This window comes from Aliidiomarina minuta (assembly GCF_003987145.1).
Classification (GTDB): domain Bacteria; phylum Pseudomonadota; class Gammaproteobacteria; order Enterobacterales; family Alteromonadaceae; genus Aliidiomarina; species Aliidiomarina minuta.
In genome coordinates this window covers 184,418-198,590 of record NZ_PIPL01000002.1, presented here as the reverse complement: position 1 = coordinate 198,590, position 14,173 = coordinate 184,418, and the positions used below count along the sequence as shown (strand labels likewise).

Genomic DNA, 14,173 nt, shown 5'->3' with positions numbered 1-14,173 from the left:
GCAACTATTTATATAGAGGTATTCAACGATAACTCAAGGAGGTTTTGTATTATTTTTGACCAGCGTCAAGTTAAACTGAATAACACCTCTACCGGCAACTCAAAGTAATAGGCCAGTTTTAACGCCACCACCACTGACGGGGTAAAACGCCGCGTTTCTATGGTGCTGATAGTTTTACGCGAAACCCCAATAGCGTCCGCCAGTTGCTGCTGCGACAAGCCGCGCATTTTACGTTCCATCGCAATGCGATTATAAACAGCTTCCATGAGCTCTCCCGTAACCTGCGTCAGTCATACTCTTCCTGCTCGTCAGTAGCTTCCTCTTTAACCAGTCGTATAATAGCGATCGCCCATGTCAGTCCAGCCAGCAGTACATAGACACCCCCTATGTGCTGCACACTTATCTCGTTAATAAGGGCAGTTCCGGAAAACCCGCCAGCGAAAAAAAATAAAGCTACTGAACTCATTACCAGGACCCAGCTAACCGCTTTATACCCGCTTGCAATGGCGTACAAACAAAACTCATCACTGAACCTCTGCCTCTTCGCGTAAGGTTGGTCTCCTGCCATGAGGCCACTTGTCATAAATACTAAAGGTGCAACAACAGTCGAAACTATAAGCCCAATATACCCCAGCATAATTATCAATAAAGGAGCACTAAACCACCTGGACACGGCGAAGAAAGCCACCCCTGCCGCCAGCATGAAGATACTTTGCGCCACTCGCTTCAGTGCCTGTACCTGGAGATCAGGGGTCCATGCGTCATAAGGGTTTGAGGTTGAGGAGGATGAATGTTTCATATCTGTTCCTTGATATTTAAATGTAATTACTGATACCTATGGGTATCAATTTATAACCTGTGGGTATCAGGATCAAGTGCTAAATTATTCTTTTCCGTCATTTTCAGCAAAACAAGGCGTAGCCTGTTCCCTGCACATCGCAAGCCCAGTACTTTGATCTATTCACCAAAAAGCGGTAAAAATCAGTTGCGCGACTTGTGCAACTTGGTAGAGTTAGATTGTTAACGCTAAATTAACAAAATAATAATAGGCAAAGGGACCAGCAATGTTAACTCCACCAGTCTGTATACAAAGTCAGGAGTGACGGTGCAAACCAGTCGTATTTCCCGCTCTTTGCTTACCCGTGTGTTGTCAGTTTATTTTTTACTGACGTTTATGGTTACCTGCGTACACATCGCGGGAGAATACTTTAATACCAAACGCTACCTGGTATCGGAACTGGAAAACCAGCAACACACCTTTGCTGCCAGTCTTACGCGCGCACTCTGGGAGTTTAACTCACAGCAAATAAATGCCCTGGCTGAAGGGCTCATTAATATTCCTTCCATTGGCGGCGTTATCATCCGGGATGATAACGGCGAAGTTCTGGTTCACATGGGTGAAACTTTTCTGCCTCAGGAGCTACCAGAAAGCAACAGTTCGGTTTCCTTATCCGAACAACGCGGCGTATTTGGTCATTACAGCCCTTTAATATTTGAGTTTTCCGGCCAGTCCACCCGAGTCGGTGATGTTGCAGTATTTTCTAACCGGGATGTTGCTATTGAGCGTCTGAAAGTCAGCCTGTTCTTCTTAGTGGGCAATGCCATTATCAAAAGTACCTTGCTGTTTTTACTGTTTTCAGTAGCTTTCAATCGTATGCTAACCCAGCCTTTTCGTGAGCTCAGCAAACAAATTGACGGTTTCCATATTGATGATCTGGATGACTCCAGAATTCACCTCGCCGATCAGGACAACAATGAATTCACTCAGGTAGAAGAGGCGTACAATCGCCTTATTGATAATTTACAGGAGCATCAGGACGACCTGCGCTTAACAGAACAGAAGTTACGTCATGCGAACCAACAGCTGGACGAACAGAATAATCTGTTAGAACAGGAAGTCGCACGCAAAACCTCCCGCCTTAGCAAGTTAATGATGGACCTGGAAAGCCGTCGTCAGGACCTTGAACAACGGCAGTACAAACTGGAACAGGAAATACGCCAGCGCAAACTTACAGAAAGCACACTGAAGCGCACCAATCAGCGCTTGAAAGAGTCTTTAGAAACCTTGCAGCGGGCGCAAAGTCAGTTGATAGAGTCCGAAAAGATGGCGTCGTTGGGTGGCTTAGTGGCAGGCATTGCACATGATGTTAATACGCCAATTGGCATTGGTGTAACTGCAAGCTCTTTTCTTGCTGATCGGGTTGAACAGCTGGCGATTGCTCTGGATGACAAAAGCCTTACCCAACGTGAGCTAAAACAATTTATAAAAGATACCCGGGAAAGCACTCACTTGCTGGACAGCAACCTTAATCGCGCCAAAGATCTTATTGAAAGCTTCAAGCAGGTTGCAGTAGACCAGACATCAGACGCGTTGCGGGATATCTGGCTATGCGATTATATCGAAGGAGTTGTGCAGTCCCTACAGCCCAAACTTAAGTTCACCCAGCATGAAATTATTATTGATTGCCCTAAAGAAATACAACTTCGTTGTCTGGCCGGGGCACTTGCGCAGATTCTGACTAATATGATCCTCAACTCGCTGCTGCATGCTTTCGAGGGTATTGAACAAGGTAATATTCATATCAGAGCTTATCTACAGAATGAGCACCTGTACTTTACCTATCAGGACGACGGCAATGGACTGGAACAGGAAGCGCTGGATAAACTCTTTAACCCATTTTTTACGACCAAGGCAAATCAGGGTGGCAGCGGGCTGGGAACCCATATAATACGTAACCTGGTAACTCAGACACTGCAAGGCGATATCACCGCTAATAGTGCTCCCGGCAAAGGTTTACGTTATGACTTCCACTTTCCCGTTGCAGTGCTGAACCACTAAGCTACAATGCCCGCTCACTGAATTACCGGAGTTTCTCATGTGGTTTAAAAACCTGCGCGTTTATACCTTTTCCCAGCCATTTACCGCGCCTGCTGATTTTGACAGCCAGCTCGCAAGTTATGCGTTTTCACCCTGCCAGCGACATCAGTCAGCCAGCTTTGGTTTCGTTTCCCCTTTTGGCGACGGCAGTGAAGTACTGCACCATAAAACCGGCAGCAATATTCTGCTTTGCACCCGTAAAGAAGAAAAAGTATTGCCGGCCAGCGCCATTCAGGCGCAAATTGAAGAGCATGCGGAAAAGTATGCGGAAGAACATGGGCGCCCGCTTCCGAAAAAGGAAAAACAGGCACTAAAAGAAGATATTATTCATCAGATGTTACCGCAGGCGTTCAGTCGTTTTAGTCAAATGTGGGCTTATATTGATGTTGAGGGCCAGCGCCTGATTGTTGACTCGTCCGCTAGTGGTAAAGCCGAAGATTTCACCGCACTGTTGCGTGGCGCTCTGGGGTCTTTACCGGTGAAGCCATGGGGAGCTCCTCAACCTGGCGATCTGTACTTTACTCAGTGGTTACAGGACAAATCAGCTCCAACCCCTTTTGTATTGGGCACTGATGCTGAATTGAAAGGCACGGGCGAAGAAGCCGCCGTAGTACGTCTGAAACAGCAAGACTTAGTAAGCGCCGAGATTCAGTCACACCTGGAACATGACAAGGTCGCAACCAAGCTGGGACTGGAATGGGAAGAACACATGAGTCTGGTGCTGGAAGATGACTTCGCTATTAAACGCCTGAAGTTCAGCGATATCATTAAAGAGCAGAACGATGATATGGCTACCAGCACTAAAGCCGAACAGATCGACGCTGACTTTGCCTTAATGAGCCTGGAGTGCAATCAATTGCTCGACGCCCTGCAGGCAACCTGGGAAGAATCAGTCAGTTAACGCACTTAGAATATCCTGGTAGTCAGCCTGTACAGCCGGCTGCTGCCAGAAACGCGCGCGTGAAATAGTACCGGCGTCGGCAAACATTTTAATCACTTCGTCGGGCCGGGCGACCTTGATTTGACCCAGTAGTACTGCTGCCAGCTGCATAAAGCTAAGATATCCTGGCTTAAAGCTGGCAATACCCAAGCGCCAGTTTTCCTGCACCTCAACTAACTCACTGTTAAAGTTCCAATTACGTAAAACTTTACCACCTAACGAGCTTGCCAGAGACTTTTCCGCCTGACGTAAAAATTCAGGTTCGCAAAAAGTAGAAGGCTCACGCTCGACTAACGAAAGTATCGGTAACATACCGATACGGCTGGTCATGCAACCCAGCGCCAACGTATGAGTATGCAACTTACGCTCACCTTTATAATGATTAAGCAAAGTCACAGCGGCAGCTGTCAGTTCAAGGCTGTTGCGCCAGTTATGGTGCAACTCTTGCTGCACCAGTTTGTTTTTTGCCTTAAATAAACTTTCCAGAGCGACCCCCAGGGCGACATTGCGGATTTGCCAGAAGCCCAGGCGTGTTAATGCCTGGGGCAGGTTCTCAGCCTTTACCGCACGGCCCAGCCAGGCACTGTTAGCGATCTTAATAAGGCGCCCCGTTAATGCCGGGTCCTGACTGATAATCCGACTTAGTCGGGGTAACGTCATTAAAGGGTCTGCCACGGCTTCCTGCACACGCACAGCAATATCCGGCATGCCAGGCAATGCCAGGGTATCGTTTTCAATCTCATCAGCGACCAGACTGAACAATTCCGTCTCGTTTGTCATAAGTCTATGCTCTGTCGACCTTTTTTAATTTACATAATAGTGTGTCTGTAAATAAGCAGTAACGCAAGCATCGCGACGCCTGTAAAAACAGGATAAACTAGGCGCTCATTTACCTCGACACACTATGGCACTATGACACCTAGCTGGGAAGAACTCGAAATCGCCCCTCAACTGAGTGAAGCTATGCTCTCACTCGGTCATAAAAAACCTACCCTGATTCAACAGCAGGTGGTTCCTGAAGCCATGGCGCAGCGGGATATCCTGGCGTCATCGCCAACGGGTACCGGCAAAACGCTGGCTTACCTGTTACCGGCCTTTCAGCACCTACTTGATTTTCCACGCAGAGAACCAGGTAGTGCCCGGGTATTGGTATTAGCGCCAACCCGTGAGCTGGCTGAGCAGATTCATTTACAGGCCGCCCATATTTGTAAGTCGACCGGGCACAGTTCACTGCTGATCACAGGTGGCGTCAACTTCGGTAGCCACCTGTCGGTGCTGGACAGCAGCCTTGACCTGATTGTGGCGACCCCTGGACGTTTACTGGATTATCTTGAGCAGGAAAATTTCAGTGCTGAAGACATTGAAGTGCTGGTTCTGGATGAAGCCGATCGCATGCTGGATATGGGTTTTGCAAGTGCCGTTAGCAGTATTCTTGCAGAAGCACGACACGTTCGTCAGCGCCTGCTTTTTTCTGCGACTATGGAAGGCCAGCACCTGACTCGTTTTGCCACGCAACATCTGCATGAACCCGCTTATATTGACGCTCAACCGCCGAAACGCGAACGCGGAAAAATCACACAGTGGATGTATACAGCAGACGATGCCGAACATAAGTACAAATTATTGCTGGCTTTATTAGCCAAGCATAGTAAATCGGTACTGGTATTTGTGAAAACGCGGGAACGCGTAATGGAAATCAACCAACAGCTGCGTGCCGCCGGTATCCGTTGTTCAGCACTGCAGGGAGAGATGCCACAATTTGATCGGCAGCAGGCTCTGGCCGCTTTTTCATCGGGTAAAAATGCAGTACTGGTAGCCACCGATGTAGCTGCCCGGGGGATTGATGTAGAAGATGTCGAGCTGGTTATCAATTATGACCTGCCGCGCCATGCCGATACCTATATTCACCGTATTGGCCGTACCGGTCGCGCTGGCCGTAAAGGCCATGCAGTAGCTTTGGTAGAAGCTCATGATGCCGCTATGCTGGGTCGCATTGAACGTTATACTGGAGAAAAACTGGAGCGCCGGGTAATGCAGGATTTACGTCCCCAGTTTAAGTTTCCGGATCCTCATAAAAGCACTAAAAAGAAGAAAGCGAAAAAAGCAAAGCGCCGTTAACCCCGGCGCTTTTTCTTATATAAACCCAGCAGAATATAAAAAGTCGCAGCGCCTGCAACATCGGCAACCACGTCCCAGACATCCGCGCCCCGCGCCGGCAGATGATGCTGAATAACTTCAATGGCAATACCGTACCCGGTGAGCAGAAGCATCGACCAGCTCCAGTGCAGGCGAAAGGCATAATGCATACTGGCGGCCAGGACAAAAAACAAGGTAAAGTGAACGGCTTTATCCAGGTGCTGAATTGATGGTCCCGACGGAGGGTTCTGAGTAAAAAATAAGGCCGATACCGCCAGGAATACAATAATAAACGCCAGTCTTGCGATCACTGCAACTACCCTTCTTTTGAGTTATCTTTTGCTTCATACACACCGACGTTGCTGAAGCCCATTTCGCGAAGATGAAGCGCCTGCATGCGACTCATTACACCCTGATCACAGTAGAGCAGATAATGGCTATTCCTGGCTAGAGTCGGGAACTGTGATTCAAGCTTAAAAAATGGTAAAGATTGTATCGGCCAGGGCTGTTCGGGCAACGGAGCCTCTTCCTGCTCTTCCAGACTACGAATATCCAGAATAACCTTATCCGACGACTGCTCATCTTTGATATCCAGATCAACCACCTGCATACGGGCGTCATGCAGATTTCTGATATCTATGACCTGAGCATTATAGACCAGTTCTTCCAACAGTTCGTCCGTCAATACCTGCTCGGCAGCCTCTACCGCCGCCAGATCCGCTTTCACCGTCGGTTTATTAGAGATAACACCACAATACTCAGGCATGACTGCAGCTAAAGGTTCGGTACCTATCGCCCGTGCAATGTTGACAATATCCTGCTTATCCATAGCGATTAAGGGTCGTAGCACGATACGCTCTGAAGCTTTATCAATAACCGCCAGATTGGTAAGTGTCTGACTGGACACCTGCCCCATAGCTTCGCCTGTTACCAGCGCCTGAGCATTTACATAACGGGTTGCCAGACCGGCTGCCCGCAGCATGGTGCGTTTAAGTACCACGCCCATCAGACCATTATCGACGTCTTCCAGAATGCGATCGACGACAGGTGCAAAGTCAACACTGATAAACTTAACCGGGTGTGTTGATGAAAAGCGCTTCCATATGTAATAAGAAATTTCACGCACCCCAGCTTCATGGGCATCACCACCTAAATTAAAAAAGCAGAAATGGGTGCGGGCACCGCGACGAATCATCTGATAGCTAGACACTGTGGAGTCAAAGCCACCCGACATTAGCGACAATACAGTTTCCTGGCTGGGTAAAGGAAAGCCCCCCAGCCCCTGAAAGCGGCGCTCTACTAAAAATACCTGTTTATCACTGACTACCAGCTGCACTTCCTGCTGCGGCTTTTTGAGTTGTACCCGGCAGTCTTCAACGCGCGCGAGGACACCGGCACCTATATATTTGGCTAAGTCCTGAGAAGAGAAGTCGTGATGCCCCTTGCGCCTAACCCGAACGGCAAAGCTTTGCCCCGTCAGTTCATCACCTTTATAAGCCAGAACCAGGTTCAGCAGCGTTTCAAAATCCGTTAGCGGGTGTTCAATAACACGTTCAAAGTGGGCTACACCGGGGGTCGACTGAAGGCATTCAATGGCAGCTTTAGCGTCTTTAGCAGAAGGGGTTTCAGCGAGCTGAACCTCAACCCGGTCCCACATCCACTTAACTTTATTCTGACTATCTATAGCTTTCAGCTGGTTACGCAGATTAGCCGTGAGAAGTTTACCGTGACGCCGACGCACGGATTTACTCTTTACCGTGATTTCAGCCTGTAATCGAACAATAAACTTCATAACACCACCAACAGCCGTAAAAGCGCGCGATTATACTAAAAAAGCACGCCTGCAACCAGCTCTGCGGTTAGTTTAAGTCGCCGTTAGTAGCTTCTATTGGTGAGGATTCGAGGGCACTGCCCTGCATCACAGCTATTTCTACACGACGGTTACGGCGCCGGTTGTCAGCGCTATTGTTAGGTACTAAAGGCCGGGTATCTGACAGGCCTCGCACCGTTAACCGTGATTCATTGAAATTTTCCACACCGAGCATTTCTTCAGCCACCGATACCGCACGACTACTGGATAAATCCCAGTTAGAGCTGTGCATTTCAGAACGAATACGGCGGTTGTCAGTGTGGCCAGAAATAGTCACTTCACCCGGAATAGTATTAAGCACTTCAGCAATACGGCGAATAACCGGGCGGAACTGAGGCTGCAAGAAAGCAGAACCTTCCGGGAAGGTGCCTTGTTCACGCACGCGAATAATAATTTGCTGCCCTAATTGCTCAAGCTCCAAAGCTCCGTCTTCAATTTCCTGCTCCATTTCTTCGCGAATACGATTCATTGCCTGCTCAATCTGCTCCTGCATCATCAAATCCATAGCCTGTTCAGCAGCCTGCTCAGCCGCGTCAGTCTCGCCGCCAGCATCCCTTTCCGGACCGCCCACATAATCATCTTCACCAGCCTGGAAATCCAGGGTTTGCTGAGTCATATCGGCGGTCTGTTGCTGTATGGTTTCAATCGGTGTTGGGGTTGGCTGCCCCGGCCGGAATTCCTGAGCTATAACACTGGTGCCGCGTGGAATATCTTCCACTTCTATGCGGTTCTGCACGCCAAAGGCATACTGCATGGAGCCTGCAATTTGCTTGAATTTAAGAACATCCATTTCGGAAAAAGAAAGTAACAATATAAAAAAGCACAGCAATAACGCCATCAGGTCAGCAAAAGTCGCCATCCAGGGCGCCAGACCTTTCTTGTGTCTTCTTTTTATTTTCCGTTCCAGTGCCTTTTCACTCATCGATCAGATGTCCTCAGGAACGCGTTTGGATTCTGCCAGGTAGTTTTTCAACAGACCTTCGATAATACGAGGGTTCTGGCCGTCCTGAATACTCAGAATGGCATCCAGCATGAGATCATGGTTCATTTTCTCCTGATCCATGCGCAATTTTAACTTGTTGGAAATAGGAATACAGACCACATTCGCCAGGAAAGTACCATACAAGGTGGTCAGAAGCGCAACCGCCATGGCCGGCCCTATCGCCTGCGGATCGTCCATGTTTGCCAGCATGGCCACCAGACCAATCAGTGTGCCCATCATACCCATTGCCGGTGCAATGTCTCCGATCGTGCTAAAAATATTAGCACCGCGCTCATGTCGCTCGTACGTTAAATCCATATCTTTTTGCAGCGTCGTACGCACAACTTCCGCATCGTGTCCGTCCACCAGCATATCAATGCCTTTGCGAAAAAACGGGTTAGGAACTTCAGTTTCTTCCAGCGCCAGAAAGCCACCTTTGCGCGCCGCATCAGCCATTTCAACAGCTTTATCAATCAGGTCCTGTGGTGGTTCAATTTTAAACATGAAGGCTTTTACCGCAACTTTACCAGCGCCCAGAAATTGCCCCAGAGGGTAACTGGCTAAAGCGACAAACATAGAACCGCCAAAAACAATAAAGATCGCTGGCACATTGACGTATAAACCAAGGTCCCCATTAAAGAGCATGGCCATAGTAATAAATGCGAATGCACCTAAGATGCCAATGATTGTTGCTATATCCACACAGTTCTCCCCGTTGCTCTTGTGTGACGACTTGCGAATCGCTATTTTTCATTATCTGCAGACGACTGACAACCGCAGTTTTTTTATTTTACCTGTTATACATCGACCTTTGTCGATATTTCTTTATCTAATCTGAGTAATTGATCTTCACATGCAGGTTCGGTAAGGTTGCCACAAAGATCCCTGAGAGAACCGTCATGAGCGACCAACAAGCTACTTCAGAAGCTACCTTTGAGCAAGCAATGAACGAGTTGGAAAAAATCGTCAGTAACCTGGAACAGGGCGATCTTCCACTAGAACAATCATTGCAGCAGTTTGAGCGAGCTATCGAGCTGTCTCGCCTGAGCCAGCAGAAACTGCAACAGGCTGAACAAAAAGTCAGTATGCTGCTACGCCAGGGACAGGAAGAAGAACTCAAACCACTCGCCGACAACGGCCCTACCCAGACTACGGAATAAACGTGGATAAGCAACTTTCTTTGCAGCATGCACTGACCAGCCATCGTCAGCGTCATTCCGATTTTTTACATCAGTTACTGGATAATCAGCCTCAGATCGCCCCCGTATTGTTAGACGCAATGAAATATGCCGTTTTACTCGGTGGCAAACGTATACGCCCTTTTTTAGTTTACGCCACAGGTGAATTACTGGGAGCCTCCGCAGACGACCTTGACGCTCCAGCAGCAGCGATTGAATGTATTCACGCTTATTCTTTAGTACATGATGATTTACCGGCGATGGATAATGACTCCCTGCGTCGTGGTCAGCCCACCTGCCATATCGCGTTTGATGAAGCCACTGCAATTCTGGCTGGTGATGCCTTGCAGACTCTATCCTTTGAAATACTGACCAGCCACCCTTACACGGCTGTCAGCGACAGGCAACAATTACAAATGGTGCGCACGTTAGCTAAGGCCAGTGGTCAGGCCGGTATGTGCGGTGGTCAGGCATTAGATTTAGCCGCGACTGACCGCCAGATCGGGCTCTCAGCTCTGGAGCAAATCCACCGTCATAAAACCGGTGCGCTTATCGTCGCAGCTGTTCAAATGGCCATTCAGTGCAGCCCTCAAGTGAGTCAGGAAAGCGAGCAGGCCCTGCTCAGCTGGGCGCAAACCATAGGTCTGGCGTTTCAGGTGCAGGACGACATTCTGGACGAAACCGGTGCCACTGAAGCCTTAGGCAAACCACAAGGTTCTGACCAGGAGTTGCATAAATCGACCTATCCAGCTTTACTGGGGTTAACGCAAGCGCAGCAATTGCTGCACGATTTGCAGCAAAAAGCACTACAAGCACTGGCTGCTATCCCGTACAATACTCAGCTACTCGAACAATTCACTGATTACCTGATTACGCGAGACCGATAATTCATGACTCAAAGCTCTGCTTCAGCTCAGTTTCCCTTGTTGAGCCTGATTGACTCACCCGCCGATCTGCGTGCCTTGCCACGACAGAAGCTGAGTCAGGTATGCACCGAATTACGCCAGTATTTATTAACATCTGTCAGCCAAAGCAGTGGCCACCTGGCTAGCGGTCTAGGCACAGTAGAACTCACCGTCGCTTTACATAAAGTCTACCAGACCCCTTTCGACCATCTGGTCTGGGATGTGGGCCATCAGGCTTATCCGCATAAAATATTAACTGGCCGCCGCCAGCAGCTCTCCAGCATTCGCCAGAAAGACGGCCTGCATCCTTTTCCGTGGCGCGAAGAAAGTGAATACGACGTGCTCTCTGTCGGTCACTCCAGTACCTCAATCAGTGCGGCATTAGGCATGGCGGTTGCAGCTAAAAAAGAACAAGCCAACCGTAAAGTAGTCGCTGTTATTGGCGACGGCGCTATGACCGCCGGCATGGCCTTTGAAGCCCTGAACCATGCGGGTGATATAGATCCCGACATGCTGGTTATTCTGAATGACAATGATATGTCCATTTCTGAGAATGTGGGCGCACTGAATAGCCACTTCGCGCGTTTGTTATCAGGTAAAATGTATACCTCACTGCGTGAAGGCAGTAAGCAGTTGCTACGCAGCGTACCGCCATTACGCGAGCTGGCCAGTAAAGCTGAAGAACATGTCAAAGGCATGGTGATGCCAGGCACTATTTTTGAAGAGCTCGGCTTTAATTACATCGGCCCGGTCGATGGGCACGATGTTGACACTCTAGTGGATACGCTGGAAAATATGCGCTCTTTGAAAGGCCCCCAGTTATTACATGTGATCACCCGCAAAGGCAAAGGCTACGCCCCTGCCGAGCAGGATCCTATCGGCTACCATGGGGTGCCTAAATTTGACCCTAAGATAAATTCGCTTCCGGCCAGCAAAGCCTCACTGCCCTCTTATTCGGCTATTTTTGGTGACTGGTTGTGCGAAATGGCGGCGCAGGATAAAAAACTGGTGGGTATTACGCCAGCTATGCGCGAAGGTTCTGGCATGGTCGGTTTTTCGCAGCGTTTTCCGGAACAGTATTATGACGTAGCTATTGCCGAACAACACGCCGTAACCTTTGCCGCTGGCCTGGCCATTGCCGGTTACCACCCTGTGGTCGCTATTTATTCGACGTTTTTACAGCGCGCCTATGATCAGCTTATTCATGATGTCGCCCTGCAAAACCTGCCCGTGCTTTTTGCTATCGACCGCGCAGGTGTAGTAGGTGCAGATGGCGCCACTCACCAGGGTGCCTATGATCTTAGCTTTCTGCGTTGCATACCTAATCTGGTAATAATGACACCCAGCGATGAAGATCAATGCCGTCAAATGCTGTATACGGGTTATAAACTGAATCAGCCTGCGGCTGTCCGTTATCCTCGCGGAAGTGGCACTGGTTGCGATTTAGAGCCCTTGCAGGCTATAAAACCAGGCACCAGTCAGGTTAAACGTGAAGGTAAAAAAGTCGCTATTCTGAATTTTGGCACTCTGCTGCCTGAGGTCATGACAGTCGCTGAAGCCCTTAACGCAACTGTTATCGACATGCGTTTTGTTAAACCTCTGGATACCGAAGCTCTTATCAAAGCAGCGGGCAGTCATGAACTACTGGTCAGTGTGGAAGAGAACGTCACTACCGGCGGTGCGGGTAGCGGTGTTGCAGAAGCGCTACAACAACAGCAGGTGTATACACCATTGCTAATGGTTGGGTTACCGGATAGTTTCATTAAGCACGGTAGCCAGCAGGAAATTCGTGCCGAGCTAGGCTTAGACAGTGCCGGTATTCAGGCTCAGATAGAGCGTCGTTTAGAAAAACTGTAGCAGGATGTGGATAATAGCCAGCGAGGCCAAACCTGCCAGTATATCGTCGATCATAATTCCGAAGCCGCCACTGACATGTTTATCCAGCCAGCTAATCGGCCAGGGTTTTAACACGTCAAAGAAACGAAAGAGCACAAACGCTAAGAGCAGTGTCTGCCAGGTCACTGGTACCAGAATCATAGCCACCATATAACCCGCTATCTCGTCCCAGACAATTGCCGGGTGGTCATGCTCACCCATAGCCTTAGCCGTATAACCACAAATATAGACACCTAGCACGCAGGCAACAGCTGTCAGCACAACAAAAGCCGCATCACCAAGCATCGCTGCCAGTATGACCACCGGAATTGCAGCCACAGTACCCATAGTACCCGGAGCTTTAGGCGACAGGCCGCTACCAAAACCCAGAGCCAGAAAATGAATCGGATTTTTTAATAACTGTGCATATTTCATAAGTTCACTCCAAAGTGCTGATAACCGACAATCGAAGATGGCAATTCGTTATCGCCATCAAACAGCCGAAGGCCCCCGTTGGCCTCTATCTGTCCAACGCAGGTTACATCCACACCAATATGCGCAAGAGCCGTTTCAAGGGTGCCCCGGCTGGCTTCTGGAATGGTAAAGCAGAGTTCATAATCATCCCCCCCGTGCAAGGCGAAGTGACGCTGCTGTTCAACCGCTATATTGCCGTTTAACGCATTAGAATACGGCAGGTTATTAACTTGCAAACGGGCGCCCACTTCTGAGCGTTTCAGGATGTGACTTAAATCCGCTGCCAGGCCATCAGAAATATCAATCGCACTGGTAGCAATAGGGCGCAGTGCCTGCCCCAGTGTGATACGGGGAGTTGGATAAAATAAGCGTTCTTCCAGCTGTTGCTGCTGCACCGGACAAACGGAAATTTCTCCACGCTGAGCAGCCAGTGCTGCGGCGGCGTCCCCTAGCGTGCCACTAACATAAATCCAGTCTCCGGGATTAGCGCCGCGACGGGTCAGCAATTGATCTTCCGGCAATAATCCCTGCGCGGTTAAGGTCAGAGTCAATGGTCCCCGGGTAGTATCTCCACCAATCAGCTGGCAATTATAATAATTAGCCAGCTCATGCAAACCTGCGCTGAATTCCTCAAGCCAGGAGGTATTCACCTCAGGCATAGTAATGGCCAGAGAGAGCCAGGCGGGTTCAGCGCCCATAGCTGCCAAATCACTTAAATTCACAGCAACCAGTTTATGACCAAGGGCTCGGGGAGGAACTTTTTCATCGAAATGAACACCGGCCACCATAGTGTCGGTAGTGACCGCGATATGTGTTTGTGGAGTTGTTCTAACGATCGCGCAATCGTCGCTCTGTCCCAGAATGACATCACCACGCGACTGTTGACCGGCGTTAAAATAAGAGGCTATTACCTCAAACTCTGTCATCCGTTTGCT

The 14,173-nt window shown here is 49.1% G+C and carries 15 protein-coding genes; 6 read left to right on the top strand and 9 right to left on the bottom strand.

All coding sequences use genetic code 11. The annotated features are described in order from the left end of the window. Positions 1-65: 65 nt before the first annotated feature. Both CWE09_RS11180 and CWE09_RS11175 read right to left on the bottom strand, forming a co-directional pair. The gene (locus CWE09_RS11180) at positions 66-266 is read right to left on the bottom strand and encodes a helix-turn-helix transcriptional regulator (RefSeq protein WP_126804126.1); all 201 of its coding nucleotides are present in this window, start codon (positions 264-266) and stop codon (positions 66-68) included. A 20-nt stretch (positions 267-286) separates the two neighbouring features. Next, the gene (locus tag CWE09_RS11175; RefSeq protein ID WP_126804125.1) at positions 287-799 is read right to left on the bottom strand and encodes a hypothetical protein; all 513 of its coding nucleotides are present in this window, start codon (positions 797-799) and stop codon (positions 287-289) included. Between the two features lie 306 nt (positions 800-1,105). Here CWE09_RS11175 and CWE09_RS11170 point away from each other — a divergent pair, with 306 nt between their 5' ends. Beyond that, the gene (locus CWE09_RS11170) at positions 1,106-2,839 is read left to right on the top strand and encodes a sensor histidine kinase (protein ID WP_241974363.1); all 1,734 of its coding nucleotides are present in this window, start codon (positions 1,106-1,108) and stop codon (positions 2,837-2,839) included. Between the two features lie 37 nt (positions 2,840-2,876). Next, positions 2,877-3,779, top strand: a complete 903-nt coding sequence (rdgC, locus tag CWE09_RS11165; protein ID WP_126804124.1) for a recombination-associated protein RdgC — start codon at positions 2,877-2,879, stop codon at positions 3,777-3,779. Here the strand turns inward: rdgC and CWE09_RS11160 are convergent. After that, positions 3,768-4,598: an HDOD domain-containing protein gene (locus CWE09_RS11160; protein WP_126804123.1), complete on the bottom strand. Its 831-nt coding sequence runs from the start codon at positions 4,596-4,598 to the stop codon at positions 3,768-3,770. The two genes, rdgC and CWE09_RS11160, sit on opposite strands and share 12 nt — an antisense overlap. A gap of 132 nt (positions 4,599-4,730) precedes the next feature. Between CWE09_RS11160 and srmB the strand changes: the two genes are divergently transcribed. Further along, positions 4,731-5,936, top strand: coding sequence for an ATP-dependent RNA helicase SrmB (srmB, locus tag CWE09_RS11155; RefSeq protein ID WP_126804122.1), 1,206 nt, complete (start codon positions 4,731-4,733; stop codon positions 5,934-5,936). On the opposite strand, the gene CWE09_RS11150 is transcribed toward srmB, so the two are convergent. The 4 genes from CWE09_RS11150 to pomA form a co-directional block, all read right to left on the bottom strand. Next, positions 5,933-6,265, bottom strand: coding sequence for a VanZ family protein (locus tag CWE09_RS11150; protein ID WP_126804121.1), 333 nt, complete (start codon positions 6,263-6,265; stop codon positions 5,933-5,935). The two genes, srmB and CWE09_RS11150, sit on opposite strands and share 4 nt — an antisense overlap. Positions 6,266-6,270: 5 nt before the next feature. After that, positions 6,271-7,746 carry a tRNA uracil 4-sulfurtransferase ThiI gene (gene thiI, locus CWE09_RS11145; protein WP_126804120.1) on the bottom strand — a complete coding sequence of 492 codons (1,476 nt, stop codon included), beginning with the start codon at positions 7,744-7,746 and terminating at the stop codon, positions 6,271-6,273. Positions 7,747-7,813: 67 nt separating this feature from the next. Beyond that, a complete protein-coding gene (locus CWE09_RS11140; protein ID WP_126804119.1) occupies positions 7,814-8,746 on the bottom strand; it encodes a flagellar motor protein MotB in 933 nt (310 codons plus the stop codon). 3 nt (positions 8,747-8,749) lie between these two features. After that, positions 8,750-9,508, bottom strand: a complete 759-nt coding sequence (gene pomA / locus CWE09_RS11135; protein WP_126804118.1) for a flagellar motor protein PomA — start codon at positions 9,506-9,508, stop codon at positions 8,750-8,752. 197 nt (positions 9,509-9,705) lie between these two features. Here pomA and CWE09_RS11130 point away from each other — a divergent pair, with 197 nt between their 5' ends. Genes CWE09_RS11130 through dxs form a run of 3 tightly spaced genes read left to right on the top strand, consistent with a single transcriptional unit; the run spans position 9,706 to position 12,746 of the window. After that, on the top strand, positions 9,706-9,966 hold the full coding sequence (locus tag CWE09_RS11130) for an exodeoxyribonuclease VII small subunit (RefSeq protein ID WP_126804117.1): 261 nt from the start codon (positions 9,706-9,708) through the stop codon (positions 9,964-9,966). 2 nt (positions 9,967-9,968) lie between these two features. Next, positions 9,969-10,871 carry a (2E,6E)-farnesyl diphosphate synthase gene (ispA, locus tag CWE09_RS11125; RefSeq protein WP_275541096.1) on the top strand — a complete coding sequence of 301 codons (903 nt, stop codon included), beginning with the start codon at positions 9,969-9,971 and terminating at the stop codon, positions 10,869-10,871. Positions 10,872-10,874: 3 nt separating this feature from the next. Further along, a complete protein-coding gene (dxs, locus tag CWE09_RS11120; protein WP_126804116.1) occupies positions 10,875-12,746 on the top strand; it encodes a 1-deoxy-D-xylulose-5-phosphate synthase in 1,872 nt (623 codons plus the stop codon). Here dxs and CWE09_RS11115 read toward each other — a convergent pair. Together CWE09_RS11115 and thiL are read right to left on the bottom strand one after the other, a co-directional pair. Beyond that, on the bottom strand, positions 12,732-13,199 hold the full coding sequence (locus CWE09_RS11115; RefSeq protein WP_126804115.1) for a phosphatidylglycerophosphatase A family protein: 468 nt from the start codon (positions 13,197-13,199) through the stop codon (positions 12,732-12,734). The genes dxs and CWE09_RS11115 overlap by 15 nt on opposite strands. After that, positions 13,196-14,164, bottom strand: coding sequence for a thiamine-phosphate kinase (thiL, locus tag CWE09_RS11110; protein ID WP_126804240.1), 969 nt, complete (start codon positions 14,162-14,164; stop codon positions 13,196-13,198). Before thiL ends, CWE09_RS11115 begins: the two co-directional genes overlap by 4 nt. Positions 14,165-14,173 lie beyond the last annotated feature (9 nt).

Excerpts from the sequence above, each read along its gene's own strand:
- CWE09_RS11180 (WP_126804126.1), bottom strand. The coding sequence starts at position 266 with ATGGAAGCTGTTTATAATCGCATTGCGATGGAACGTAAAATGCGCGGC.
- CWE09_RS11175 (WP_126804125.1), bottom strand. The coding sequence starts at position 799 with ATGAAACATTCATCCTCCTCAACCTCAAACCCTTATGACGCATGGACC.
- rdgC (WP_126804124.1), top strand. The coding sequence starts at position 2,877 with ATGTGGTTTAAAAACCTGCGCGTTTATACCTTTTCCCAGCCATTTACC.
- CWE09_RS11160 (WP_126804123.1), bottom strand. The coding sequence starts at position 4,598 with ATGACAAACGAGACGGAATTGTTCAGTCTGGTCGCTGATGAGATTGAA.
- srmB (WP_126804122.1), top strand. The coding sequence starts at position 4,731 with ATGACACCTAGCTGGGAAGAACTCGAAATCGCCCCTCAACTGAGTGAA.
- thiI (WP_126804120.1), bottom strand. The coding sequence starts at position 7,746 with ATGAAGTTTATTGTTCGATTACAGGCTGAAATCACGGTAAAGAGTAAA.
- CWE09_RS11140 (WP_126804119.1), bottom strand. The coding sequence starts at position 8,746 with ATGAGTGAAAAGGCACTGGAACGGAAAATAAAAAGAAGACACAAGAAA.
- CWE09_RS11130 (WP_126804117.1), top strand. The coding sequence starts at position 9,706 with ATGAGCGACCAACAAGCTACTTCAGAAGCTACCTTTGAGCAAGCAATG.
- dxs (WP_126804116.1), top strand. The coding sequence starts at position 10,875 with ATGACTCAAAGCTCTGCTTCAGCTCAGTTTCCCTTGTTGAGCCTGATT.
- CWE09_RS11115 (WP_126804115.1), bottom strand. The coding sequence starts at position 13,199 with ATGAAATATGCACAGTTATTAAAAAATCCGATTCATTTTCTGGCTCTG.
- thiL (WP_126804240.1), bottom strand. The coding sequence starts at position 14,164 with ATGACAGAGTTTGAGGTAATAGCCTCTTATTTTAACGCCGGTCAACAG.